This window comes from Steroidobacter sp. (assembly GCF_036406195.1).
In the GTDB taxonomy this organism is placed as follows: Bacteria; Pseudomonadota; Gammaproteobacteria; order Steroidobacterales; family Steroidobacteraceae; genus Steroidobacter.
The window spans coordinates 38715-63671 of the sequence record NZ_DASWVW010000048.1 but is presented as its reverse complement, the minus strand read 5'-3'; the positions used below and the strand labels follow the sequence as shown (position 1 = coordinate 63671).

General features: G+C 62.9%; 22 protein-coding genes. 13 read left to right on the top strand and 9 right to left on the bottom strand.

Annotated features, from left to right (window positions below; all coding sequences use genetic code 11):
• Window positions 1-12: 12 nt before the first annotated feature.
• The gene (locus VGE08_RS19035; protein ID WP_331069494.1) at window positions 13-864 is read right to left on the bottom strand and encodes a TatD family hydrolase; all 852 of its coding nucleotides are present in this window, start codon (window positions 862-864) and stop codon (window positions 13-15) included.
• Window positions 865-891: 27 nt separating this feature from the next.
• On the opposite strand from VGE08_RS19035, the gene VGE08_RS19030 reads away from it, so the two are divergent.
• The 3 genes from VGE08_RS19030 to kynA all read left to right on the top strand — a co-directional run bounded on the left by VGE08_RS19030 (window position 892) and on the right by kynA (window position 3389).
• Window positions 892-1677, top strand: coding sequence for a tetratricopeptide repeat protein (locus VGE08_RS19030; RefSeq protein WP_331069493.1), 786 nt, complete (start codon window positions 892-894; stop codon window positions 1675-1677).
• A 26-nt stretch (window positions 1678-1703) separates the two neighbouring features.
• Window positions 1704-2438, top strand: a complete 735-nt coding sequence (locus VGE08_RS19025; RefSeq protein ID WP_331069492.1) for a SprT family zinc-dependent metalloprotease — start codon at window positions 1704-1706, stop codon at window positions 2436-2438.
• Between the two features lie 87 nt (window positions 2439-2525).
• Entirely contained in the window at window positions 2526-3389 is an 864-nt protein-coding gene (gene kynA / locus VGE08_RS19020; protein WP_331069491.1) for a tryptophan 2,3-dioxygenase, read from the top strand.
• Here the strand turns inward: kynA and VGE08_RS19015 are convergent.
• Window positions 3339-3998, bottom strand: coding sequence for a protein-methionine-sulfoxide reductase heme-binding subunit MsrQ (locus VGE08_RS19015; protein ID WP_331069490.1), 660 nt, complete (start codon window positions 3996-3998; stop codon window positions 3339-3341). The genes kynA and VGE08_RS19015 overlap by 51 nt on opposite strands.
• Before the next feature lie 14 nt (window positions 3999-4012).
• On the bottom strand, window positions 4013-4978 hold the full coding sequence (msrP, locus tag VGE08_RS19010; RefSeq protein WP_331069489.1) for a protein-methionine-sulfoxide reductase catalytic subunit MsrP: 966 nt from the start codon (window positions 4976-4978) through the stop codon (window positions 4013-4015).
• A 178-nt stretch (window positions 4979-5156) separates the two neighbouring features.
• On the opposite strand from msrP, the gene creD reads away from it, so the two are divergent.
• Window positions 5157-6494: a cell envelope integrity protein CreD gene (creD, locus tag VGE08_RS19005; RefSeq protein WP_331069488.1), complete on the top strand. Its 1338-nt coding sequence runs from the start codon at window positions 5157-5159 to the stop codon at window positions 6492-6494.
• On the opposite strand, the gene VGE08_RS19000 is transcribed toward creD, so the two are convergent.
• Window positions 6454-7323, bottom strand: a complete 870-nt coding sequence (locus VGE08_RS19000) for a GFA family protein (RefSeq protein WP_331069487.1) — start codon at window positions 7321-7323, stop codon at window positions 6454-6456. The two genes, creD and VGE08_RS19000, sit on opposite strands and share 41 nt — an antisense overlap.
• A 51-nt stretch (window positions 7324-7374) precedes the next feature.
• Here VGE08_RS19000 and VGE08_RS18995 point away from each other — a divergent pair, with 51 nt between their 5' ends.
• The gene (locus tag VGE08_RS18995) at window positions 7375-7695 is read left to right on the top strand and encodes a hypothetical protein (protein ID WP_331069486.1); all 321 of its coding nucleotides are present in this window, start codon (window positions 7375-7377) and stop codon (window positions 7693-7695) included.
• 15 nt (window positions 7696-7710) lie between these two features.
• Here the strand turns inward: VGE08_RS18995 and VGE08_RS18990 are convergent, their stop codons facing one another.
• From VGE08_RS18990 to purB, 5 genes are all read right to left on the bottom strand, one after another.
• A complete protein-coding gene (locus VGE08_RS18990) occupies window positions 7711-8487 on the bottom strand; it encodes an enoyl-CoA hydratase-related protein (RefSeq protein ID WP_331069485.1) in 777 nt (258 codons plus the stop codon).
• 23 nt (window positions 8488-8510) lie between these two features.
• A complete protein-coding gene (gene acnA, locus VGE08_RS18985) occupies window positions 8511-11204 on the bottom strand; it encodes an aconitate hydratase AcnA (protein WP_331069484.1) in 2694 nt (897 codons plus the stop codon).
• A 249-nt stretch (window positions 11205-11453) separates the two neighbouring features.
• On the bottom strand, window positions 11454-12536 hold the full coding sequence (mnmA, locus tag VGE08_RS18980; protein WP_331069483.1) for a tRNA 2-thiouridine(34) synthase MnmA: 1083 nt from the start codon (window positions 12534-12536) through the stop codon (window positions 11454-11456).
• Between the two features lie 118 nt (window positions 12537-12654).
• Window positions 12655-13170: an NUDIX hydrolase gene (locus tag VGE08_RS18975; protein ID WP_331069482.1), complete on the bottom strand. Its 516-nt coding sequence runs from the start codon at window positions 13168-13170 to the stop codon at window positions 12655-12657.
• Between the two features lie 110 nt (window positions 13171-13280).
• Window positions 13281-14660: an adenylosuccinate lyase gene (purB, locus tag VGE08_RS18970; protein ID WP_331069481.1), complete on the bottom strand. Its 1380-nt coding sequence runs from the start codon at window positions 14658-14660 to the stop codon at window positions 13281-13283.
• A gap of 81 nt (window positions 14661-14741) precedes the next feature.
• Between purB and VGE08_RS18965 the strand changes: the two genes are divergently transcribed.
• From VGE08_RS18965 to hrpA, 8 genes are all read left to right on the top strand, one after another.
• The gene (locus tag VGE08_RS18965) at window positions 14742-16142 is read left to right on the top strand and encodes a class II fumarate hydratase (RefSeq protein ID WP_331069480.1); all 1401 of its coding nucleotides are present in this window, start codon (window positions 14742-14744) and stop codon (window positions 16140-16142) included.
• Window positions 16139-16780 (top strand): CoA pyrophosphatase, encoded by a 642-nt coding sequence (locus VGE08_RS18960; RefSeq protein WP_331069479.1) that lies wholly within the window; start codon window positions 16139-16141, stop codon window positions 16778-16780. Before VGE08_RS18965 ends, VGE08_RS18960 begins: the two co-directional genes overlap by 4 nt.
• 18 nt (window positions 16781-16798) lie before the next feature.
• Complete coding sequence (mazG, locus tag VGE08_RS18955) at window positions 16799-17674, top strand: nucleoside triphosphate pyrophosphohydrolase (protein WP_331069478.1); 876 nt, start codon at window positions 16799-16801, stop codon at window positions 17672-17674.
• 145 nt (window positions 17675-17819) lie between these two features.
• Window positions 17820-18386, top strand: a complete 567-nt coding sequence (locus VGE08_RS18950) for a glycine zipper 2TM domain-containing protein (RefSeq protein WP_331069477.1) — start codon at window positions 17820-17822, stop codon at window positions 18384-18386.
• A 102-nt stretch (window positions 18387-18488) separates the two neighbouring features.
• Window positions 18489-18782: a PepSY domain-containing protein gene (locus VGE08_RS18945; protein ID WP_331069476.1), complete on the top strand. Its 294-nt coding sequence runs from the start codon at window positions 18489-18491 to the stop codon at window positions 18780-18782.
• A gap of 3 nt (window positions 18783-18785) precedes the next feature.
• Window positions 18786-19475 (top strand): response regulator transcription factor, encoded by a 690-nt coding sequence (locus VGE08_RS18940; protein WP_331069475.1) that lies wholly within the window; start codon window positions 18786-18788, stop codon window positions 19473-19475.
• 21 nt (window positions 19476-19496) lie between these two features.
• Window positions 19497-20861: an ATP-binding protein gene (locus VGE08_RS18935; RefSeq protein ID WP_331069474.1), complete on the top strand. Its 1365-nt coding sequence runs from the start codon at window positions 19497-19499 to the stop codon at window positions 20859-20861.
• 127 nt (window positions 20862-20988) lie between these two features.
• Window positions 20989-24897: an ATP-dependent RNA helicase HrpA gene (gene hrpA, locus VGE08_RS18930; protein WP_331069473.1), complete on the top strand. Its 3909-nt coding sequence runs from the start codon at window positions 20989-20991 to the stop codon at window positions 24895-24897.
• Window positions 24898-24957: the final 60 nt, after the last annotated feature.

Genomic DNA, 24957 nt, shown 5'->3' with positions numbered 1-24957 from the left:
ATCGATGAAGTTTCAGGCAGTCTGCCAGTTGAATAGACGTAACGCATTGCTTGTCGTGATTTCCGCCAACGCTGCCACGGACTCGCCCCGTGCCGCCGCGATTGTGGCCAGCACATGGGGAAGATACATAGGCTCGTTGCGGCGGCTTGGCGGTTTGGGCTGCAAATCACGCGGCAACAAATAAGGTGCATCGGTTTCGATCAGCAAGCGCTCGGCAGGAATGTGCCGCACCACCTCGCGCAGGTGATAGCCACGGCGCTCATCGCAAATCCAGCCAGTGATGCCGATGTACAGGTCGAGGTCGAGATACGCGCGGGCCTCCTCCAAACCGGCGGTGAAGCAATGTGCAACGCCGCCCGTCAGGTGCGCGCGATGCTTGCGCATGACCTTCATGAAATCCTCGTGCGCGTCGCGTTGATGCAGGAAAACCGGCTTGCGGACCTCCGCGGCCAGTTCCAGCTGCGCTTCGAATGCTTTGAGCTGAGCGTCGTGCGGCGAGAAGTTGCGAAAATAATCCAGACCGCATTCACCGACCGCGACCACCTCGGGGCGTCGCGCCAACTCGTTGAAGGCCTGCAATTGGCTCGCGTCCAGCTCCACTGCATGGTGCGGATGAACACCGGCGGTGCAACGCATCTGCTCGGGATAACGCTGGACGAGAGCGATGGCTGCACGCGTGCTTTCCAGAGAACTGCCCGTGATCAGCATGCGGGTGACGCCCACCTCGGCCGCACGTCGGATGACCTCGTCACGATCGTGATCGAAGCTGTCATGAGCCAGGTTCAGGCCGATGTCCAGCAACGCGGGCGCAGCGGATGCGACTTTCGAGGACGGGTCGGAAAAGCGAGCTGGATCAACTGCCATCGTGGAGGTCTGTGCTATCTTTCAGCCATGAATTGTAGTGCAAGGGTTGCCCGCTTGGTGGGCTGGCTGGTGCTGCCATTGCTGCTGGTGGCCGCGGGTTCTGCACCCGCCGCGTCTACCGCCGAGTTCGACGACGTCGTGGCGCGCCTGCAGTTTGCCTTTTTCACCGGCGACAGCCGCGCCCTCGATGAAATGCTCCGCGAGCTCGCCAACTTCGAAGTCGAAGGCGCGCTGGCGGCCGCGAAGTCCTATCAATTGGCCTACGGCTACTGGAAGCTGGCGCAGTTGCTCAGCGACCCCCAGAGCGAGCGAGCGCAGGCCGCGATCAAGACCAGCCCCAGCAAGGCCGCCAAGAGCTGTGTTCAGCATGCGCGCGATGCCATCTCGAAAGATCCTCGCATGGCCGACATCTATGCCATCGAAGCCGTGTGTGACACGTTTTCGCCCAGCCTGACAACGAACGGCTCGTCAGCGTGCCTGCGTAATAAATCCATGCGCACGGCGGTGACGCTCGGTGGCGAGAATCCGCGGGTCCAGTTCATCAATGCCATGTGCTCGCCGGATGGCGAAGGCGATCCAGCCGCGATCGAGCGCTGGCGCGCCGTAGTCGCGAAGTTCGAGGCCGCACCACCCTCGCAGCCCGGCAAGCCCGATTGGGGCCATGCCGAGGCGCTGACATTGTTGGGCCAGTGCTACTTGAAGCGCGGCGAGATGGTGGCGGCGCGCGATGTGCTGGAAAGGGCCCTGGTGCTTGCGCCAGACTATCGCCAGGCGCAAAAGCTGTTGCAGACGGCGGCCAGTCGTCCTCGTTGAGACAGGCCACCTCGTTTCGATCATTCATGTCCGCTCAACTTCAGCTGTTTGAATCGCGGGAGTCGCCCGAACGCTGGACCGTGCGTGTGAGTCGTCGTGCGCGGCGCATGTCGGTACGCGTGTATCCGGGCGGGCGCGTGGAAGTGGTCGTGCCTCCGGGCGTGTCCTCGACCACCGTGCAGCGTTTCGTCGGCTCGCATAGCCAATGGATTTCCCGCCGCGTCGAGGACCTCAGTGCGGTTGGCTTGCCGGACAACGCAGGCCCACCCACGGCGATTCATGTTCCGGCCATCGGTCGCACCTTCAAGGTCGAGTACGAGTACACGCGCTCGACGTCGATCCGGCCGCAGCTGTTCGATGGCGATGTGCTGCGGATCTTCGGGCCCATCCATGACGAGGCAGCGATCGCCAGCGCCTTGCGCCAGTGGCTGTCCGACCTGGCCTACGACGAGTTGGGAGTGCAGCTCGCAGCAGTCTCGCGGCAGCTGGGGCTGGGTTTCAGCCGCATTCAGGTCCGCCGGCAGCGCACGCGTTGGGGCAGTTGTTCAGCGACGGGCACCATCAGCCTGAACGTTTGCCTGATGTTTCTCGAACCGGCGGTGGTGCGCTATCTGTTCGTCCATGAGCTGTGCCACACGCGGCACATGAACCACTCGCCGCGGTTCTGGGCCCTGGTCGAGCACCATGAGCCCGAGTACCGGCGGCTGGATCGCGAGCTGCTGCGTGGCTGGCAGGCGGTACCGGGCTGGATGTTCGAATAGCCTCAAACGCACACCAAAGCGGGCAGGGTTGACACGATCCCCCAGGGGACCGACCCTGCCGTTCATCTTTCACCGCCCTCCGACATCATGGCCAGTTCCGACACTCCCCCCAGCCGGCGCAATCCGGTCGATTTCTCCGACGAGCAGGTCCATTGGGACCTCGGCGAATCGCAAAGTTATGGCGAATACCTCGGGCTGGATCGGATTCTCACGGCGCAGAAGCCGGTGTCGTTCGAGCATGACGAGATGCTGTTCATCATCATCCACCAGGCCTCCGAGCTGTGGATGAAGCTGTGCCTGCACGAGCTGACCGCGGCGCGCGAGCACATTCGCCGGGACGACCTCGGCCCATCGTTCAAGATGCTGGCGCGCGTGTCGCGCATCCAGCAGCAACTCGTACAGTCATGGGATGTGCTGGCGACCATGACGCCGGCCGAATATTCCCTGTTTCGCAATCACCTGGGCCGCGCGTCGGGATTCCAGTCGGTGCAGTACCGGATGCTCGAGTTCATCATCGGCAACAAGAACGCCGACACCATCGAGGTACACCGCCGCGATCCACAAGCATACGAAGATCTGCAGCGCGCCCTGCACAGCCCGAGCATCTACGATGAAACATTGCGCCTGCTGAGCCACCGCGGCTTCGAGATTCCGCAGGACTATCTGGATCGCGACTGGTCGCAGCCGTATCAACCCAGCAAACAAGTCGCCGCCGCATGGCTCGCTGTGTATCACAGCGTGGACGACAACTGGGATCTGTACGATCTGGCCGAAAAGCTGGTCGACCTCGACCACAAGTTCCAGCTCTGGCGCTTCAGCCACATGAAAACGGTGGAGCGCATCATCGGCTACAAACGCGGCACCGGCGGCACCGGCGGCGTGTCTTATCTGAACAAGGCGCTAGAGCTGCGGTTCTTCCCCGAGCTGTGGACGATCCGCACGTCGATGTAGCCGCTGCAAAAGCGAGTTGCGCGCTTTCCACGCTCGCCAGGCGAGCAGCACCAGCACGATGGCGAGATAGATCAGCGGTTCGGTCGTGTCCGCCTTGACCTGCCAGTAGTAGTGCCATACGGCCAGCAAGCTGATGAGATAGATCAGTCGGTGCAGGCTTTTCCAGCGCCGGCCCAGGCGGCGCATCATCTTGTTGGTGGAGGTCACGGCCAGCGGAATCAGTATCAGCAGCGCGCTGAAGCCGATGGTGATAAACGGCCGCTTGCCGATATCCTCTAGAATGCCCGACCAGTACAAGCCCTGGTCGAGCAGCAGCCAGGTGACAAAGTGCATGAGCACGTAAAAGAAGGCATACAGCCCGAGCATGCGGCGCAGTTGCACGAGCCAGGGCATATTGAACCAGTCGCGCAGCGGCGTGACGGCCAGCGTAATCACGATGAAACGCAGGCCCCATTGGCCGAACGTATCCTGGATCTTTTCAACCGCGTTCGCTCCGAGCGTCGCGCCGCCGATTTCGAACGCTGCGAACACAAGCGATAGCAGCGGCAGAGCGCACAGCACGAACAGCGCGGGCTTGATGACGCGGCGAATGACGAGTGAAGAGGGCATCGAACGCGGGCGGGTCAGTAATACTTCTTCAGGTCCATGCCCTTGTACAGCGACGCCACTTCCTGTTCGTAACCGTTGAACATGAGCGTTGGCACGCGCGAGCCGAACAGGCCGGCGCCGATCTTGCGCTCGCGAGCCTGGCTCCAGCGGGGATGATCGACATTCGGATTGACGTTGGCATAGAAGCCATATTCATGCGGCGCCGAGATGTTCCAGGTGCTCGGCGGCTGGCGCTCGGTGAAGCGGATCTCGACAATGGACTTGATGCCCTTGAAGCCGTATTTCCACGGTGTGATCAAACGCAGCGGCGCGCCGTTCTGATTCGGCAATGTCTTGCCATACACGCCGACGGCGAGCAATGACAACGGATGCATGGCTTCGTCGATGCGCAGGCCCTCGACGTAGGGCCAGTCGAGCGTGCGCGTGCGCTGTCCCGGCATTTCCGAGGGACGCAGCACAGTCTTGAACGCAACGTACTTTGCCTTGGACGTGGGCTTGAACTGCTTCAACACCGACGCCAGCGGCACGCCGTCCCAGGGAATGACCATGGACCAGGCTTCCACGCAGCGCAGCCGATAGACGCGTTCCTCGATGGTGTGAGGCTTGAGAACATCCTCGAGCGCAAACGTGCCCGTGTTCTCCGCCTCTCCGCTGACTTTCACCGACCAGGGCGCGGGCTTGAAGCGGCCGGAGTGCTCGGCCGGGTCGCTCTTGTCCAGGCCGAACTCGTAGAAGTTGTTGTAGGTGGTGATGTCTTCGTAGCTGTTGGGCGGATCGCTGAGGCTGTACTTCGGATTGCGCTGGACATTCAGGTCCGTGACTGCCCCGGCATCGCTGACCCACGCGGCACCGATCCCCGCCACGCCAGCCGCCAGCGCCGCCTGCAGCAGCTTGCGGCGGTTCAAGTACACGGACTCCGAAGTGATCTCCGAAGGGCGGATGGCGGCGCTGTCGCCGGGACGGGGACGTCGAATGAGCATCGTCTGTTCTCGCGAAGCCTATCAGCAAGACTCGTGGCATTAGACCGGAGTTTCGCGTCGGACATTACCTCGGATGAGATTGTCATGATCTGCCCGAATTGCGCCGGCAATTTGCCCGATGGAAGCGGCATCGTGCGCGCCAGTGTAAGCGCTGAATCAACCACATGGGAGAGGGAAGATGGCGATGCGAATCTTGGGATCGGTGACCGCCAAGGCGGCGCTGGTCGGGGTGATCGTACTGTTGATGCTGATCCCGCTGGCGATGCTCATGGGCGTGGTGACCGAACGGGCGGGGCTGCGGGAGCAGGCCTACCGGAAGGTCGCCGAAGGGTGGGGCGGCGAGCTGACCGTCGGCGGACCGATGCTCGTCGTGCCGACCGAGTACACCGTGATGGTCGACGACAAGGAGCGCCTGGTGCGCAGTGCTGTGTACATCCTGCCTGCACAGCTCAGCGCAGACGTGGACGTGAAGCTGGAGCCGCAACCGCGCCACGTCGGCATCTATGCGGTGCCAGTGTATCTGTCGACATTGCGGCTGCAGGGCGAGTTCGACTTCTCGACGTTGCAGGAGCTTGTAGCGAAATCGGGAGCGACCTACCTCTGGTCGCAAGCGAGATTGCGGCTGCCCATGGATACTGTGCGCAGTCTGCGCGAGATCAAACACGCAAACTTCGCGGGCCGCCAGGTCAAGCTCGGGCCCGCCAGTCCAGGCTTGTACCGAGGTATCGAAGCCAGTGTCGACTTGAGCGAGCTGCATCGCAGCCCCGGTGCGACCTTCGACTTCGGCACCGTGATCGCGGGCAGTCGCGCCGTTTCGTTCCTGCCACTCGGCAGCGCTACCGCGGTGAAACTGAGCTCGGATTGGCCCCATCCTTCGTTCCGGGGCTCGTTCCTGCCGGTCGAGCACACGATCAGCGACCAGGGCTTTCAGGCGCGCTGGCAGGTGCTGGAGTTGAATCGTTCCTACGGCCAGGTGTTTCAGGAAGGGGAGGTCAACGACCAGGCGCTGGCGCAATCGGCCTTCGGCGTCGGCCTGTTTCAGCCAGTCGACATCTATCAACGCGGCGAGCGCGCCGTGAAATATGCGGTGCTGTTCATCGCGTTGACGTTCATGACGTTCTTTGCCTGGGAGCAGGTGACGCGCAATCCCTTGCATCCGCTGCAATACCTTTTGGTGGGACTGGCGCTCAGCATGTTCTATCTACTGCTGATCGCGCTTTCCGAGCACATCGCATTTGCGCTGGCCTACGTGGTCGCGGCGACCGCGCTGGTGTTGCTGATCGGCTTGTATCTAGCGGGCGCGCTACGCAGCGCACAGCGCGGCATGGTCGCTGGCGCCGCCATGGGCCTGGTCTATGGCCTGCTCTATATGCTGTTGCTGTCCGAGGATTACAGCTTGCTGCTCGGCTCCATCATCCTGTTCGTCGCGCTCGCCGCGGTGATGCTCACGACTCGCAAAATCGACTGGTACCAGCTCAAGCCGGCAACGTCTGATACTGAGGAATGGAGTCAGTGATCTCGAACCAGCAGGCTTTGTCGGCGACGTAGATGTGCATCGCCGGCTGGATGCCCGGGTCCGTATCCAGCGTTCCAGCCGGCACCACCACGGAGTTACGCTCTTTGGAGATTCTAGGCGCGGCGCTACCGCATCTGGTGCAGAAAGACACGCCGAAGTATTTTGCCCCGGGCACGCGGTAGTCGCCGATCGCCACATCCTGGCGCGTGAAGCGGAAGTCATCGAGCTTATAGAACAAGTTCGACGCGTGCGCGGCGCTTCGGCCGCGCCGACAGCGAGAGCAATGACAATTCGCGCTACGCAGCGGCTGCCCGGTGATCTCGTACTTGATGCTGTTGCAGAGACAGCTGCCGAGCACGACGCCTTCGCGTGGCTCGACGATTGGCCGCGTGATGCCACCGACACCGAACTCCGGAGGAAATTCCTCGTGCTGTGGCAGCTCGTCAGTGATCGTGTACCACGATGCCTTCGAGCCGACGAACACATGACTCTGCGGACGAATGCCAGGATCGCCTTCGAGATTGCCGGCCGGCACCAGCGCGAGATCCATCTCCTTCACCAAGGTCGGCGTGACCGAGCCACAATGACGGCAGAAGCAGCGTCGGCCTTTTTCCGAGGACGCATAACACTGGATCTGGTCTTCGCCGCTCAACCACTTGAAGCCCATCAGCGGCGCCCCGACAAAGGTTGCGAACGCGGCGCCATGATGTTTGCGGCACATCGAGCAATGGCAATGCACCATCATATTGAACGGGCCGTTCACCTGATAAGTGACCGCGCCGCATAGACAACTGCCCTCGAGACGGGGCGCCGGGTGAGTCATGGCCATGGGCGTGCGCTCGGGTTCCAACGAAAATGCTTTGTGGTAAAAGGGGCTGCCGTGACCGACACCGTACCTGAAAAATCGGACCGCCGCAGCCTGCGCGAGCAGGTGGAGGACCTGCTGCCCGGTTGGCGCAGCTGGTATCCGAGCCTGTTCGATGCCGCTTCCGACCTGGGATTGATCCGGGCGCGCGTCTGTGCGCCATCCTCGCTCATGCTCTCGAACCGTCACGCGGCCGTGCAAAGCGAAGCGATGCAGATGTTCAAGGAGAAATGGTCGGTGGAAGACGAGCCCGAAGAGCCGCAGCTACCGATTCGCTTGCAGCGTCATCCGACGCCGCGCAAGCCGCTGAAGAAGAAACCGCGGCCCGGTTACTGAATCGCTCGAGGATTTTCAGCCGGTGATCTTGCTGAAGTCCGGCGGCCGGCGCTCGGCGAAGGCGCGCAACGCTTCAGCGGTTTCCGGAGACTTCAAACATTCGGTGAAGATCTCGCTCTCTTTCGCCATCAACGCGACGAGCGCTTCGCCATCCCGCATCAACTGCTTCATCGCCTGCAGCGCGCCCGTAGGCTTGGTCGCCAACAGCTTGGCTGCGGCCAGCGCTTTCGCGCGCACCTCACTCACCGGAACGACCTCATTGGCGAGGCCGAGCGAAACAGCACTGCGAGCATCGACCGCCTCGCCGAACGCAAACATCGCAAACGCCCGCGAGTAGCCGATGCGCGCAGGTAGCAACGCCGACGACGCCGCTTCAGGCACGAGCCCGAGATTCACGAAGGGCACCGACAACTTGGCATCATCGGCGACGAACAGCAGATCACAGTGCAACAGCATCGTGACGCCGACCCCCACCGCCTGTCCCTGAACCGCCGCCACGATGGGCTTGCGCACCCTGGCCAGCGCATACAGGAACTTGAATGCCGTCATGTCTTCCCTGGCCAGTTTGCCGGCCGCGACCGCGGCGAAATCGCCGAGGTCGTTGCCAGCGCAAAACGCGTCACCTTCCGCTTCGAGCAGCACCGCCCGAACCGACGCATCGGTGTCGGCCCGGGCCAGTGCCTGACCGAGCGCCGCATACATCGCCTGCGTCAGCGCGTTCTTCTTGTCTGCTCTGGCGAGCGTGATGCGAAGAACGCCGTCTTCAGCAGCGATGAGTACGTGCTCGGTCATGATCTTCCTTAGCTAACGAAGCGTTAAGCAGCCTTGCTCGAAGACGCCAGCTGACGCAGCACGTAATGCAGGATGCCACCGTGCTGGTAGTACTCGCGCTCCTTCGGCGTGTCGATGCGCACCCGCGCTTCGAACTTGATCGGCGCACCGCTCGGCGGCGTGGCAACCACGGTCACCACCTTCGCGGCACCGCCGTTCAGGCCGATGATCTCGAAGCTTTCCTTGCCGGTGAGGCCGAGCGAGGCGGCGTTCTGACCTTCCTTGAACATCAGCGGCAGCACCCCCATGCCGATCAAATTCGAGCGATGGATGCGCTCGAAGCTTTCGGCGATCACGGCCTTCACGCCCAGCAGCATGGTGCCCTTGGCGGCCCAGTCACGCGAGGAGCCGGTGCCATATTCCTTCCCCGCCAGGATCACCAGCGGCGTGCCTTCCTGCTTGTAGCGCATGGCGGCGTCGTAGATGCTCATCTGCTCGCCGCTCGGCACGTGCACGGTCACGCCGCCTTCGACGCCCGGCACCATCAGGTTGCGCAGACGAATGTTTGCAAACGTGCCACGCATCATGACTTCGTGGTTGCCACGGCGCGCGCCGTAGGAGTTGAAGTCCTTCGGCTGCACGCCCAGCGACATCAAGTACTTCGCCGCCGGGCTGGTCTTGGCGATATCGCCGGCAGGAGAGATGTGGTCCGTGGTCACGGAGTCGCCGAGCACCGCCAGAGCACGCGCACCGCGCACATCCGTAACGGCACTCGGCTTCATGGTCATGCCGACGAAGTAGGGCGGATTCTTCACGTAGGTCGACTTCTCGTCCCACGCGTAGATCTTGCCGCTCGGCAGGCGGATCGCATTCCAGTTCTCGTCGCCCGCGAACACGCTGGAGTAGCTCTTCTTGAACATCGCCGCATCCACCGACTTGCCGATGAACTCCTGGATCTCGGCCGGCGTCGGCCAGATGTCCTTGAGATAGACCGGCTTGCCGTCGCTGCCGGTGGCCAGCGGCTCGGTGGTCAGGTCGATGGTCATGGAACCGGCGAGCGCGTAGGCGACCACCAGCGGCGGCGAAGCGAGGAAGTTCATCTTCACTTCCGGATGCACGCGACCTTCGAAGTTGCGATTGCCGGACAGCACCGACGCGGCGATCACGTCGCCGGCCTTCACTGCATCGCTGATTTCAGGCTTCAGCGGACCGGAGTTGCCGATACAAGTGGTGCAGCCATAGCCGACGGTGTAGAAGCCCACGGCGTCGAGGTCGTCGCTCAAGCCGGCCTTGTTGAGATAGTCGGTCACGACGCGCGAGCCGGGCGCCAGCGAAGTCTTTACCCACGGCTTGGAGCTGAGTCCACGCTTGCGAGCGTTGCGAGCGAGCAGGCCGGCAGCAATCAGCACGGCCGGGTTGGACGTGTTGGTACAGCTGGTGATCGCGGCGATTAGCACCGCGCCGTCGGCGACTTCGAAGGTCTTGCCATCGACCGTCGCGGTCGCGACGCCTTTGGCGCTCGGATTCTTGGCAGCACGCTCTTCGGCCATCTTCTTGTGAGTGGCTTGATGAACCTGCTTGGCAGTACGCAGCGGCACGCGATCCTGCGGACGCTTCGGACCGGCGAGCGAGGGCACGATGGTGCCGAGGTCCAGCTCCAGCACGTCGGTGTAGTCGGCCTGCGGATCGCCGTTGTTACGCCACATGCCCTGATGCTGCGCATACGCCTTCACCAGCGCGATCTGCTCGGCGCTGCGACCGGTCAGCTCCAGATAGCGCAATGTTTCTTCGTCGATCGGGAAGATGGCGCAGGTGCTGCCGAACTCGGGCGACATGTTGCCGATGGTGGCGCGATCGGCCAGCGGCAGATTGGCCAGGCCGTCGCCGAAGAACTCGACGAACTTATCGACCACGCCTTTCTTGCGCAGCATCTCGGTGATGGTGAGCACCAGGTCGGTCGCGGTCGCGCCTGCCGGCAGCGTGCCGGTGAGCTTGAAGCCGATGACGTGCGGAATGAGCATCGTGACCGGCTGGCCGAGCATGGCCGCTTCGGCTTCGATGCCGCCGACGCCCCAGCCCAGCACGCCCAAGCCGTTCACCATCGTGGTGTGCGAGTCGGTGCCGACCAGCGTGTCCGGATAAGCCCAGCGCACGCCGTCCTTCTCGGCGTCGAACACGACGCGAGCCAGATGCTCGACGTTTACCTGGTGCACGATACCGGTGTTGGGCGGCACCACCTTGAAATTCTGGAATGCAGTCTGGCCCCAGCGCAGGAACGCATAGCGCTCGGTGTTGCGGCTGAAATCGATGCGGTTGTTCTCGGCCTGCGCCTGCGGCGAGCCATAAGCATCGACTTGGACCGAGTGATCGATGACCAGCTCGGCGGGCGAGAGCGGATTGATCTCGTCGGGATTGCCGCCGAGCTTGATCATGGCCTCGCGCATCGCGGCGAGGTCGACGATCGCCGGCACGCCGGTGAAGTCCTGCATGATCACACGGCTGGGCGTGTAAGAAATCTCGTAGGAAGGCGCTGCCTTCGGGTCCCAGTTGAGCAGTGCGTCGACGTCGGCCTGGGTCACGTTGACCCCGTCCTCGAAGCGCAGCAAATTTTCCAACAGGATTTTCAGCGAGTAGGGCAGGCGCGCGACATTGCGGTCTTTAAGAGCTGCGAGCGAAAAAATCTCAAAATTCCGATTGCCGCAAGCGAGCGTGGTGCGCGCCTTGAACGAGTCTTTCATGCGTCCTCCGCGAGGATTAGGGAGTGGCGCGGCTGGCTCGAGCGCTGGCAGCGCCAGGGGTGCCACCTCGACGTAGGGCCACCCCATTAGCTTCATCGCCCACGAAAGCGCCCTTCAAGAGCCGCGAAGCTCCGATTGCATGCCCCCGGGACAAATCGGCGGGATTATAGCGGTCGCGGCCTGTGTATGGGGATGTCCGGGCCGATTGGCACGCAAATAGTCGGTACGCAGGTCGACTTTCTAGAAAGCTCAAGCAGTCCGGTCGACCACGCCGCCGCCGAGGCAGACGTCGCCGACATAAAACACCACGTACTGTCCGGGCGTGACCGCGCGTTGCGGCTGCTGAAAAATTACATGACAACGCCCGTCAGCCAGAACGTCGACGCGGCATGCCTGATCCGCCTGGCGATATCGCACCTTGGCAGTGCACTCGAACGTGGTTGCGGGTGGTTCGCCGGCCACCCACGCCAGTTGCGAAGCCCAGGCTTCGGTTCGCTGCAACGCCGGGTGATCATGACCTTGCACGACAACCAGCACATTGCGCGCGAGATCCTTGTCAGCCACGTACCATGGCGCTTCACCGGCATCGTTACGTCCGCCGATGCCCAGGCCCTGGCGCTGACCGAGCGTGTAGTACATCAGGCCGCGATGCTGACCGACGCGATGTCCTTCCAGCGTCTCGATGTCACCTGGCTGCGCCGGCAGGTAAGTCTCGAGGAATTGCGCGAACGGCCGCTCACCGATGAAACAGATGCCGGTGCTGTCCTTCTTATCGAACACCGGCAGCGTGAGCTCGCGAGCCAGGCGTCGCACTTCGCTCTTCTCCATGGCGCCGATCGGGAAGAGTGTGCGTGCGAGCGCTTCACCAGGCATGGCATGCAGAAAATAACTTTGATCCTTGTTGGGATCGAGGCCGCGCAATAGCCGGGCGTGAGTTTGCGAAGCGTCGCGTTCGACGCAAGCATAGTGGCCCGTTGCTACCCATTCGGCGCCGAGCCGGCGCGCATAGTCGTAACAAACACCGAACTTGATCTCGCGATTGCACAGCACATCGGGATTGGGCGTGCGGCCGCGACGATACTCGTCGAGAAAATAACTGAAGACGCGCTCGCGATACTCGCCGGCAAAGCTCACCTTGTGCAGCGGAATGCCGAGCTGCTCGCAGACGTGGCGCGCGTCCTGATAATCCTCGGCAGCGGTGCAGTAGCCGTCTTCATCCTCGTCCCAGTTGCTCATGAACAAGCCCTGCACCTCGTATCCCTGTTGCTGCAACAGGTACGCGGCGACGGACGAGTCGACGCCGCCGGACATGCCGACGATGACTAAGGACATAGAAGTGGCTAGTGGCTAGTGGCTAGTGGATGGTCTGAAGCACAGCCGCCAATATTACGACGACGGCAGGAGAAGAAGAGACTCTGACTAGCCACCAACCGCTAGTCACCAGCCACTTCTAGATCAGGCGATTGATGGCCGGGTGCTCGAGGGTGCGCGCCCGTACTTCTGGGGACAAGATGCCATCTTTCAACACATGCTTGGCGACGTCCAGCGGGTAACGTGAGCCATCCAGATAATCGTCGATGCACTTGAGCACCATCGGGCTGCGCAGGCGCGCCGAGCGGGCCACGATCTGGTCCCGATCCAGCCACACCGCACGCTCGATGCCGCGATCCAAAGGCCGGTGCGGATCATGCTCGATGACTTCGCCGGCATAGGCCACGCGCAGGAAGCTCCGCTGCTTCTCGGTGTGTTCCCAGAGATAGATGCCGATCAATGCGTGCGGCCGGAAGGTCCACGCGGTTTCTTCCATGGTCTCGCGGATCACCGCGTCCAGGAACTGCTCGCCGCGCTCGACATGACCGGCGGGCTGGTTGAACACCATGCGGTTGCCGACCCGCTCTTCCACCAGCAGGAATTGGCCGTCGCGTTCGACGACCGCAGCGACGGTCAGGTCAGGGCGCATGCTCATGAGCGGATTATAGTGACCCGAGTCAATTTTTTTGTGATGTTTTTCAAGATATTGGCGAATGATGATAAAGCAGGTTGTTGATTTCTTGCCGGCCCCGGGGCCGGCGCTTCCTAGACATTCCTTGCGAACTGCTCTGCATAGCCAACGTAACGCGCGGGTGAGAGTTCCAGCAGCGCCTGCTTGGCAGACTCGGGCAGCGCCAGACCCGAAATGAACTGCCGCAGCGAAGCGGCATCGACCCGCTGCCCCCGCGTCAGCGACTTGAGCTGCTCATACGCATTCTCGACGCCGTAGCGGCGCATCACCGTCTGGATGGGCTCGGCCAGCAGCTCCCAGTTCGCGTCCAGATCTTCGGCCAGGCGATTGGCATCGACGTCGACTCGCTCCAGCCCGCGCTCGATGGAGCGCCATGCAATCAACGCATGACTCACAGCGACGCCGACATTGCGCAGCACGGTCGAATCCGTGAGATCGCGTTGCCAGCGCGACACTGGCAGCTTGTCGGACAGATAGCGCAGCAGTGAATTGGATAACGTCAGATTGCCTTCGGCGTTCTCGAAGTCGATGGGATTCACCTTGTGCGGCATGGTCGAGGAACCGGTTTCGCCCGCCACCACGCGCTGCCGGAAATACCCGAGCGAAATGTATCCCCACATATCGCGGCACAGAGCCACGAGCACGGTGTTCAACCGCGCCACCGCGTCGAAATATTCCGCCATCCAGTCGTGCGGTTCGATCTGCGTGGTGTACGGATTCCACGCCAGGCCGAGCGATTCGACGAAGCGTTGACCGAGCTTCGGCCAGTCGACCTGCGGATACGCAACGACGTGCGCGTTGAAGTTGCCCACCGCGCCGTTGATCTTGCCGCTGATGGTGACGGCAGCCAGGCGCGTGCGTTGTTCGCGCAGGCGGTAAGTGAAATTCGCGACTTCCTTGCCCAGCGTGGTGGGCGTGGCGGGCTGACCGTGCGTGCGGGACATCATCGGTGTCGCCGCATGCAGATGAGCCAGCGTTCGCAGGCGCGAAATCAACGCGTCGATTCGAGGCAGCAGCACCTGATCCCGCGCCTCCCGCAGCATCAATGCATAGCTCAGATTGTTGATATCTTCCGACGTGCAGGCGAAGTGCACGAACTCCCGACGCGTGCGCCAGGCCGGCACGGCGTCCAGGCGGGACTTGACGAAGTACTCGACCGCCTTTACGTCATGATTGGTTTCGCGCTCCAGCTTCTTGACCTCGGCGGCCTCGGCATCGGTCAGCTCGGCGGCCAGTGCATCCAGCACCGTGAGCGCCGGAGCGGGCAGGCCGCGCAGCTCGTCGATGCCCGGCTCGGCGGCCAGGGCCTTGAGCCATAGCGCTTCGACGCGCACGCGCTGGCGGATCAGGCCGCGTTCGCTGAAAAGCGGCCGCAGCTCGGCCGCTTTATCGGCATAGCGGCCGTCGATGGGAGAGATAGCATTCAGTGGGGCGTTCAAGGGACTGGTGTTCATCGTAGAATGATACCGCACGTATACCGGCAGGCTATTTTTTGCGCTTACCGGTGTACTTGCGGCCAGTCCGAAGAGGTGGTTGTGGCAGACGACTTGCGCATCGAGCGAGATAGCTTGGGGGAGCTGAAAGTCCCGGGCGATGCGCTGTGGGGCGCGCAGACACAGCGCGCGGTTGAAAACTTTCCCATCAGCGGCCTGCGCATGCCGCGCGACTTCATTCGTGCGCTGGGCCTGGTCAAATGGGCGGCGGCCATGGCCAATCAGGAGCTGGGCGGGCTCGATGCCAAGCGCGCCGGCGCCATCCAGAAGGCCGCGCTCGAAGTCAGCGAGGGGCGCCACGGCCGGCACTTCCCGGTGGATGTGTTCCAGACCGGCTCCGGCACCAGCAGCAACATGAATGCCAACGAGGTCATCGCGCGACTGGCCTCGCAGTACGCCGGCATCCCCGTGCATCCCAACGATCACGTCAACATGAGCCAGAGCTCCAACGACGTGATTCCCACGGCCATCCACCTGAGCGCGCTGCTGGGCCTGCAGCAACAGCTGTTGCCGGCGCTCGCTCATCTTTCGGAAGTCATCGGTCGGCGCATCGGCGAAGTCGGCGACGTGGTGAAGACCGGCCGCACCCATTTGATGGACGCGATGCCGCTGACGCTCGGCCAGGAAATGAGTGGCTGGCGCCAACAGATCGATCACGGCAGCGCTCGCATCATCGAATCTCGCGCCCGCCTGCAGGCAATCGCGCTCGGTGGCACGGCGGTCGGTACTGGAGTGAATGCACATCCGCGTTTCGCGGCACTGGCATCGCGTCACCTCTCGGTCAAGAGCGGGTTGGAGTTACTGCCTAGCAGCAACTACTTCGAAGCAATGTCGTCACAGGATGCAGCGGTGGAGCTATCCGGCCAGCTGCGCACCCTGGCCGTGTCGCTGATGAAGATCAGCAACGATCTGCGCTGGATGAACAGCGGACCGCTGGCGGGCCTGGGCGAGATCGCATTGCCGGCGTTGCAGCCGGGCAGCAGCATCATGCCCGGCAAGGTGAATCCGGTGATTCCCGAAGCCGTGACCATGGTCGCGGCGCAGGTGATGGGCAACGATGCCACCATCGCCCTCGCCGGACAGTCCGGCAACTTCCAGCTCAACGTGATGCTGCCGGTGATCGCTTACAACCTGTTGCAGAATATCGAGCTGTTGGCCAATGGGGCGCGGGCACTGGCCGACTCGGCGCTCGCGGGATTCACCGTCAACCAGCAGCGCATCGACCAAGCGTTGAACCGCAATCCCATTCTGGTCACCGCACTGAATCCCGTCATCGGTTACGAGGCGGGCGCGAAGATCGCAAAAGAAGCCTATGCCACCGGCCGGCCAATCAAGGACGTCGCCGCCGAGCGCACACAGCTGCCCGCCGAGCAACTGGACAAGCTCCTCGATCCCCGCGAGCTCACCAAGCCGGGCGGCAAGGCGGAAGGTGGCGGCGGTTGATAGCCAAGGATCGTATCGCCCTGCGCCGGCTCATCGAAGAACGGCTGAAGGACTCGCGCGCCGCAGCCGACCCGAAGACTGCCGTACCGGCGGGCTTCGCGGCGCGGGACATCGACTCGATTCGCTCTTATTTTCCGGCCTCGCCGACTGCCGCGGCCGTGCTGGTGCCCATCGTCGATCATGATTCCGGCCTGACGGTATTGCTGACGCAGCGCGCTTCTCATTTGAAGAATCATGCCGGGCAGGTCAGCTTTCCGGGCGGCCGCATCGAGCCGACCGATCTGAATCCGGTGGAAGCCGCCTTGCGGGAAACGCAGGAGGAGATCGGACTCACGCGCGAGCACATCACCTTCGCCGGGTATCTCGAGCCGCAGCTGGTGTTGTCCGGCTATTGGGTGACGCCGGTCGTATCGTTCGTGCAACCGGGCTTCGAGCTGAAACTCGATCGCCGGGAAGTGGATGCCGCGTTCGAGGTGCCGCTGTCGTTCATTCTCGATCCGGCGAATCACCGTGCGCGCGAGCGCCAGCTCGGACCGATCAGTGTGCAGGTCTATGACCTTCCTTATGAAGGTCACAACATCTGGGGCGCAACCGCCGGCATGCTGATGAGCCTGTATCGTTTGTTACGAGCTGAGTAACCACGCCGAGTAATCACCATGGCCAGCATTGATCGTCTGCTCGACATCATGGCGCGCCTGCGCGATCCGCAGCGCGGCTGTCCATGGGACCTGCAACAGAGCTTCAAGACCATCGCGCCGTACACGGTCGAAGAATCCTATGAAGTCGCCGACGCCATCGAACGCGACGATCTGCCGGCGCTGCGCGACGAGCTGGGCGACCTGCTGTTTCAGGTCGTGTTTCATTCGCAGATGGCGCGGGAGCAGGGCGCTTTCAATTTCGACGACGTAGTGAACGCGATCTGCGACAAGATGGAGCGTCGGCATCCGCACGTGTTCGGCAACGCTTCCATCGCCGACGCGGAGGCGCAAACGGTTGCTTGGGAAGAACAGAAACGTCAGGAACGCGCACAGAAGAATGCCGGCGCGGAACAGGCGAGTGTCCTGGACGATGTGCCGCTGGCATTGCCGGCGCTCACGCGTGCCAACAAGTTGGGCAAGCGTGCGGCCCAGGTCGGGTTCGAGTGGTCCGACGTGCACGGCGCCATCGAGAAGCTCGACGAGGAGATCGCCGAGTTCAAAGCGGAAGTGCGCGCACATGCCTGTCTGCAAGCCGATGCGGTCGCCAATCAACAGCACGCGAACGACGAACAGTCGAAGCAGGCTCACAGCCGCCAGCACGAACGGCTGACCGCCGAGCTCGGCGACGTGCTGTTCTGCGTCGTCAATGTATGCCGCTACCTGAAGATCGACCCCGAGCTGGCGCTCAAGCGCACCAATGCCAGTTTCGAGCGGCGCTTTCGTTACGTGGAACGCGGCCTTGCCGCTCGGGGCAAGACTCCCAGGCAGGCCACTCTCGCCGAGATGGACCAGCTCTGGGACGAAGGCAAGCGCCAGGAACGAGGCGATCGCTGAGCCTCGCGGGCCGGCCCTTCCGGCTGTTGCCCGGAGCACACAATCGGTAACAAGTTGACTGACTTGGGTTCAGGGTTCATTCATGGCCTCGGTCCTAACTTGACCCCCACGCTCGGCCAAGCGCCGGGTTCTGAGGAGATCAAGAATGAGTGCCGCTCGGGTTTCGATGGCTGTCGCGGGTGTCCTGCTGGCTGGCGTCGCTTTGGCCACACCGCCTCATTCCCGGTACGAGCGCTCCCACGAGCGCAGTGTCTCCTCTGAATACGACTATGCCCCCGTGACCCGCGTGGTCCCCATCGTTCGCCAGGTGAGCGTCGAGACCCCGGCCCGCCACTGCTATGACGACGTGCGATATGTCGAATCCCGCCCGCACATTTCCGACCCGGACGTGGGTGGCCGCACCCTGGTGGGAGCCCTCATCGGCGGCGTGGTGGGTCATCAGTTCGGCAGCGGCCGGGGCCGGGACGCGGCCACCGTGGCCGGTGCCCTGACCGGTGCCGCGGTGGGCTACGACGCCGCCGCCCGCCGTTCCGCCACGGTGCGGGAAGAAATAGTTCAGCGTTGCGAAACCCGATATGAGAAACGGTACGAAGAGCGTGTTGACGGGTACCGGGTGAGCTACGAGTACAACGGTCGCGAATACACGACCCGACTGCCGTACGACCCCGGTGACCGCATTCGGGTCAGGGTGGCCGTCGCCGTGGCCGAATGAGATGGAGACCGGTCAAACGATCTGCATCTTCGACGGGAGTTTCTTGAATGGTTGTGCGGCGGGGCGTGAAGAAGCGTCGCGCCGTGCGTACACTTAGCCCCCATGCGCACTTTCTGGCACCTGGTCTTGGTTCTGCTGCCGCTGATCGCGGCGGTTCCCAGTGCCAATGCCCAGGACCTGATCGATCGCAGGCAGCGTCGGGAGTACCGTATCCAGCCCTCGGGCATTTCGCTCGACCAGGCCGTGGAGATGGTGCAACGGCGCTATCGCGCGAAGGCGGTCAGAGCCGAAACCGTCCGCAATGGCGACAGGCTGGAACATCGTATCCGCCTGCTCAGCGCCGACGGCAAGGTACGAAACGTGAGCGTGGACGCAGAATCGGGAGCAATGAACTGATCCATGCGCGTCCTAATTGTTGAAGACGAACAAACCCTGCGTGAATCCATCGTCGAACAGCTGCAGCAGCACGGCTTCACGGTCGATGCCGCCGCCGATGGCGAGGAAGGACTCTACTGCGGGCGGGAATATGCCCTGGACCTGGGGATCGTCGATCTCGGCTTGCCCAAGGTGCCCGGACTGGAGGTGATCAAAACCCTCCGCGCCGAAGGCAAGAGCTTTCCCATCCTGATCCTGACGGCGCGAGACCGCTGGCAGGACAAGGTCGAGGGCTTGCAGGCCGGCGCCGACGACTATGTCGCCAAGCCGTTTCACTTCGAGGAGTTGCTGGCGCGCGTGCAGGCGCTACTGCGGCGCTCGGGCGGCTGGGCACAACCGGTGCTGCGCTGTGGACCGGTGTCGCTGGATCCGCGGACCCAGGAAGTCACGGTCAACGGCCGCAAGGTCGACCTGACCAGCTTCGAGTACCGCATCCTCGACCACCTGATCCATCGCGCCGGCGAAGTGATCTCCAAGAGCGAGCTCACCGAGCGCCTGTACGCCCAGGATTTCGACCGCGACAGCAACACCATCGAGGTGTTCATCGGTCGTCTGCGCCGCAAGCTCGATCCGGACGAGACCATCAAGCCGATCGAGACGCTGCGCGGCCGGGGCTATCGCTTCGCACTCCAGCGGGATACGGCTGCAGCCTGAGGACACTCTGTAGCGAGGACGATGCAGCCGCGTTCCCTAAGCACACGACTGCTCGTCTCGCTCAGCATCCTGCTGATCCTGTTCTTTGGGGTCACCATCCTCGCCCTGGATCTGGTGTTCCAGGACGTGAGCCGGCGTGCCGTGCAGGATCGGCTGGAGGTCCAGGTACTCGCGCTGCTGTCGGCGTCCGAGGAGGACGACGGCGGGCTGCGCCCCGATGGCCTGGCCGAGCCCAGGTTCAGCAACCCGGGCTCCGGGCTGTACGGCGAGATCGTGGATGCCGACGGCGTGCCGACCTGGCGCTCGAAGTCCCTGATGGGCACGGGCATCGAATTTCCGCGAGTCCGTACCGGAGAACGACGCTTCGGCGAGCTGCAGCGAGCCGATGGCTCGAGCGTGCTGTCGCTCAGCGTCGGCATCGAATGGCAGTTCCGCAATGGCGTGCTGCGGCCGTTCGTGTATAGCGTCGCTGAGAGCCTGGATCCCTATTACGCGCAATTGAGCCGCCTGCGAGGCAGGTTGTTCGGCTGGTTCGGCGTGCTGATGGTGCTGTTGCTGGGCAGCTTCGCCTACACGCTGCGACGATTGTTGTCGCCGCTGCGGCGGGTAGAGCAGGAGATCGAAGCCATCGAAGCGGGGGATCTCACCGAGTTGGGTGGCGGTTATCCGCGCGAGCTCCTCGGCATCACCACCAATTTGAATGCACTGCTTCGAAGCGAGCGCGAGCGATTGGCGCGCTATCGAAATACGCTCGGCAATCTCGCGCATAGTTTCAAAACGCCGTTGGCCGTCATGCGCAATCTGCTCACCACTCAACAGGTGCGAGAGTTGAGCGTCGCGAAGCAACTCGACGAGCAGGTCGGGCGCATGGACGACATCGTCAAGTATCAACTACGCCGCGCGGCCGCGTCCGGCGGCACGGGGCTGGGAACAGCGCCGACCGATGTTCGCGAAGCGCTCGAAGGACTCCGGGGCGCACTGCTCAAGGTCTATGTGGAGCGCGGGCTCACGTGCGAGCTGACCGTCGCCGAGGGCTGCACCTTCACCGGCGATCGCGAAGATCTCACCGAGATCGCGGGCAACCTGTTGGACAACGCATTCAAATGGGCCCGCACCAAGGTTCGCATCACCGCCGATCGCATTGTCAGCCCCGCCGCGCGGCGCGATGGGCTGCGGCTGGTGATCGAGGACGATGGACCGGGCATTCCGCTGGCTTCCCGATCCAGGGTGTTGGAACGCGGCGCGCGCCTGGATGAGCGCGTGGCGGGGCAGGGCATCGGCCTATCGGTGGTGCGCGAGTTGGTGGAGCTCAACGGCGGCAGTATCGATATCGACAAGTCGGCGCTGGGCGGCGCGCGCATCGAGCTGAAGATCGCGCCCGTCTGACCCAGCGGTTGGCGGTTAGCGGTTTGTGGCGGTGTAGAGGGCCTCTTCCGGCTAACCACTAACCGCTAACCGCCAACCGCTGCCACTTGAAACGAGCCGGCGCGATCGCATACAAACCGGCTGCCCAATGACTACCTCCTCCTACACAACAACGCTGATGGCGCTGCGCGACCAGCTGCCGCACACGCGATTCGCCGACAGGCCGCGTCTGTCACGAGAGCTGGATCGGCTGTTCGCGCGCCGCACGCCGCCTGCTCAGGCAGATGCTGCCGTCGAGAAACTCAGCCAGGCGATCGCGGCCTCGGTGGCCCATGTCGAACGCCTGAAGTCTCTGCCGTTGCGACTCGACTATGACCCCGCGCTGCCGATCAGTGCGCATCGGGATGAGATTGCAAAGGCGTTACAAACAAACCAGGTGGCGGTCGTTTGCGGCGCCACCGGCTCGGGTAAGACCACGCAGTTGCCCAAGATCTGCATGGAAGCGGGCCGCGGCACATTCGGCATGATTGGCCACACTCAGCCACGGCGCATCGCCGCCCGCGCCATCGCCAATCGACTCGCTGAAGAATTGCGGACGACGGTTGGCGGTGCGGTCGGCTATCAGGTGCGCTTCAACGACCGCACGGGTCCGGACTGCCGCGTCAAACTCATGACCGACGGCATCCTGTTGCGCGAGTTGGAGAATGATCGGCTGCTGCGACGATACGACACGCTGATCATCGATGAAGCGCACGAGCGCAGTCTCAACATCGACTTCCTGCTCGGCGTGCTCAAGCGCTTGCTGCCGCAGCGGCCCGAGCTGCGCGTAGTGATTACGTCGGCCACCATCGATCCGCAGCGATTCGCCGAGTTCTTCGGCGGCGCGCCCATCATCGAAGTCTCCGGGCGCAGCTATCCGGTCGAGGTTCGCTATCGCCCGCTGACCGGCACGGATGAAGACGACTATGAGTTGTCCCTGGACGAGGGCATCGTCGCCGCCGTGCAAGAACTGGAACGCGAGGATCGCGGTGACGTGCTGGTGTTCCTGCCAGGCGAGAAACAGATTCGCGACGCGGCGGACGCGTTGTCGAAAGCCAAGCTGCGCAACACCGAAGTGCTGCCGCTGTATGCTCGACTGTCGACGCGCGATCAGGAAAAGATCTTCGAGAAGCATGGCTCGCGTCGCGTGGTGCTCGCGACCAACGTTGCCGAGACGTCGCTGACAGTGCCGGGCGTTCGACACGTCGTCGACTCCGGACTGGCGCGCATCAGCCGGTATAGCGTGCGTGGCAAGGTGCAGCGTTTGCCTATCGAGCCGATCTCGCAAGCCAGCGCCGACCAACGCAAAGGTCGCTCAGGCCGCGAAGCTCCGGGCATCTGCATTCGCCTGTACGCGGAGGATGATTTCAACCTGCGGCCGGCATTCACGCCGCCCGAAGTCCTGCGCACCAATCTCGCCAGTGTCATTCTGCAAATGGCCGCCTTGGAGCTGGGCGAGCCGGAAGAATTTCCGTTCGTCGATCCTCCCGACACGCGTTTGATCAACGACGGCTATCGGCTGCTGCAGGAACTGAAGGCTGTCGACGACAACCGGCGAGTCACGAGTGTGGGCCGTCAGCTCTCGTCCTTGCCCGTCGATCCGCGCCTGGGTCGGATGTTGCTCGCGGCGAGTCATCACGGCTGTCTCGCTGAAATGCTCGTCATCGCCGCGTTTCTGTCCGCGCAGGATCCGCGGGAGCGGCCGTCAGATGCTCAAGCGCAGGCGGACCAGAAGCACGCTGCGTTCGCCGATCCACGCTCTGACTTCATCGCGATCCTGAACTTGTGGAATGCCTATACGACACAGGTCGCGGAGTTGTCCGGCAACCAGCTTCGCAAGTGGTGCCGGGAGAACTTCATTGCGTTCATGCGCGCCAGGGAATGGCAGGAGTTGCATCGGCAGCTGAGCGAAACGGTGAAAGAGCTCGGTCTCAAGCCCAACACCACGCCGGCTGACTACGCCAATCTGCATCAGGCCATTCTCACGGGCTTCCTCGGCAACATCGGTGCACTGGATGAGAAACGTGAATACGACGGCGCTCGCGGCTCGCGCTTCGTGATCGCTCCAGGCACGCCACTTGCGAGCAAGCCGCCGAAGTGGGTGGTCGCCGCGAACTTGATGGAAACGACACGGCTATATGCTCGCACCGTTGCAGCCGTGGAGCCACAATGGATCGAGTCCGCAGGTGCGCATCTCATCAAACGCAGCTATAGCGAGCCGCACTGGGTGGAGGATCGCGGTTTCGTGGCGGCATTCGAGTCGGTGGCGCTATATGGACTCACGTTGTCGTCGCGCCGGCGGATCAATCTCGGCAATGTGTCGCCGCGCGAGGCCCAGGAAATTTTCGTTCGCGAAGCGCTGGTGGAAGAGCGTTCGCGGCTCAAGGCCGAGTTCCTGAAACACAACCGTCGCCTGCGACGACAAGTCGAGGTGATGGAAGCGAAGGTTCGCCGTCGAGACATCCTCGCGGACGAACAGGCGTTGTGTGACTTTTATCTGTCCCGGTTGCCGCCGCACGTGAACTCGGTTTCGGCGTTGGAGAAATGGCTCAAGACACCGGGCCATGCTCAGCAGTTGCACATGACGATGGCGGATATCACGCGTCGCGACGCCTCAGAGATCACGCCGCAGGAATTTCCGCCGGTACTGGCCGTTACTGGCAATGAGCTACCCCTCGAGTATCGCTTCGAGCCGGGTGCCGCGAGCGATGGGGTAACGGTGGTGCTGCCGAAGCCGCTGCTGATCAACGCGGTTGCTGGCGATTTCTCGCGGCCAATCCCCGGCTGGCGAGTGGAAACCATCACGCAAATGCTCCGCAGTCTGCCCAAGCAGATTCGAAAAGCATTCGTTCCCGTGCCCGAGCACGCTGCACGCGCTGCGGCCGAGATCGACGAGTCCAAAGAGTTCAACGCCGCGGTTGCGGAGTGGATTACGCGTGTCGGCGGTACGCCTGTGACGGCAGAGGAGGTCGCGGCCCTGCCGCTGCCGGATCATCTGCGCGTGAACTTCCGGGTGGCGGACCTCGATGGCAAGACACTGGCGGAAGGCCGAGATCTCATTGCGTTGAAGCGGACTGTTCGCGAACGTGAGGCTCAGAGCCAGGCGAAGGGCGGCGGGCCGAGGCCAGCCGAGAAAGGCACGATTCATCGACGCTGGAATTTCGGTGACCTCGCGATCGAAGAGTCCGTGCAGCGCCGGGGCCTGCGCTTCTCGGTGTATCCAACTTTGCGCGACAAGGGCGAAGGCGTGGAAGTCACCGAGGCGGCAACCCTGGTTGACGCAGAAGGCATGCTGCGCGCCGGCGTTTTGAGACTGGCGATATTGGCGCTGCCGGAGCAATTCAAATACGCCCGCAAGCGCTGCTCTGAGCGCACCGAGTTGATGCTGTTGGCTCAAGGACTGAACAACTCGCGCCCCATCGCTGAGGCGCTGGCGGAAAAATGTTTTGTCGAATGTTTCCTCGGCGAAGACTCGCAGCTGCCGCGTTCGACAGCGCAGTTCGATGCCTTGCTCGACCGGCATCGCGCACGTTTCGGCGAGGTGACGGACAAGGTCATCGAGCACACGACGTCAGCTCTTCGGGAGCTACGCAACGCGCGCCTGAAACTTGCCGCGCTCGAAGGACCCACGTTCCAGGCGCTGCGCACGGACGTGAATGCGCAATTGCAAATGCTGGTGCCCGGAGATTTTCCTGCCAGCGTGCCGACTGCCTTGTGGCCTCACTTGCCTCGCTACTTTCGTGCACTGACCCGTCGCCTGGACAAGGCGCCGGGCAACCAGAAGCGCGACGCCGAGTTGCTGAAACAAGTGTCACCCGCGACTCAGGTCTATCAACGCTTGCTTGCTCTCGCGCCCCGTGGCGAAACGCATCCCGAGCTCGACCGCCTGCAATGGATGATCGAGGAGTTTCGCGTGTCATTGTTTGCGCAGGACCTGAAGGCCGCGTTGCCGGTGTCCGACAAGCGCATCGCCGATCAGATCGAGCGCGCCCGCGTGGAAGTGCAACGCGCGGCCTGAGCGCAGTAGCAAACATTGCTTGCCGGCTCGGCGTGGTGTCGATTCCCGGATTGCAGTAAC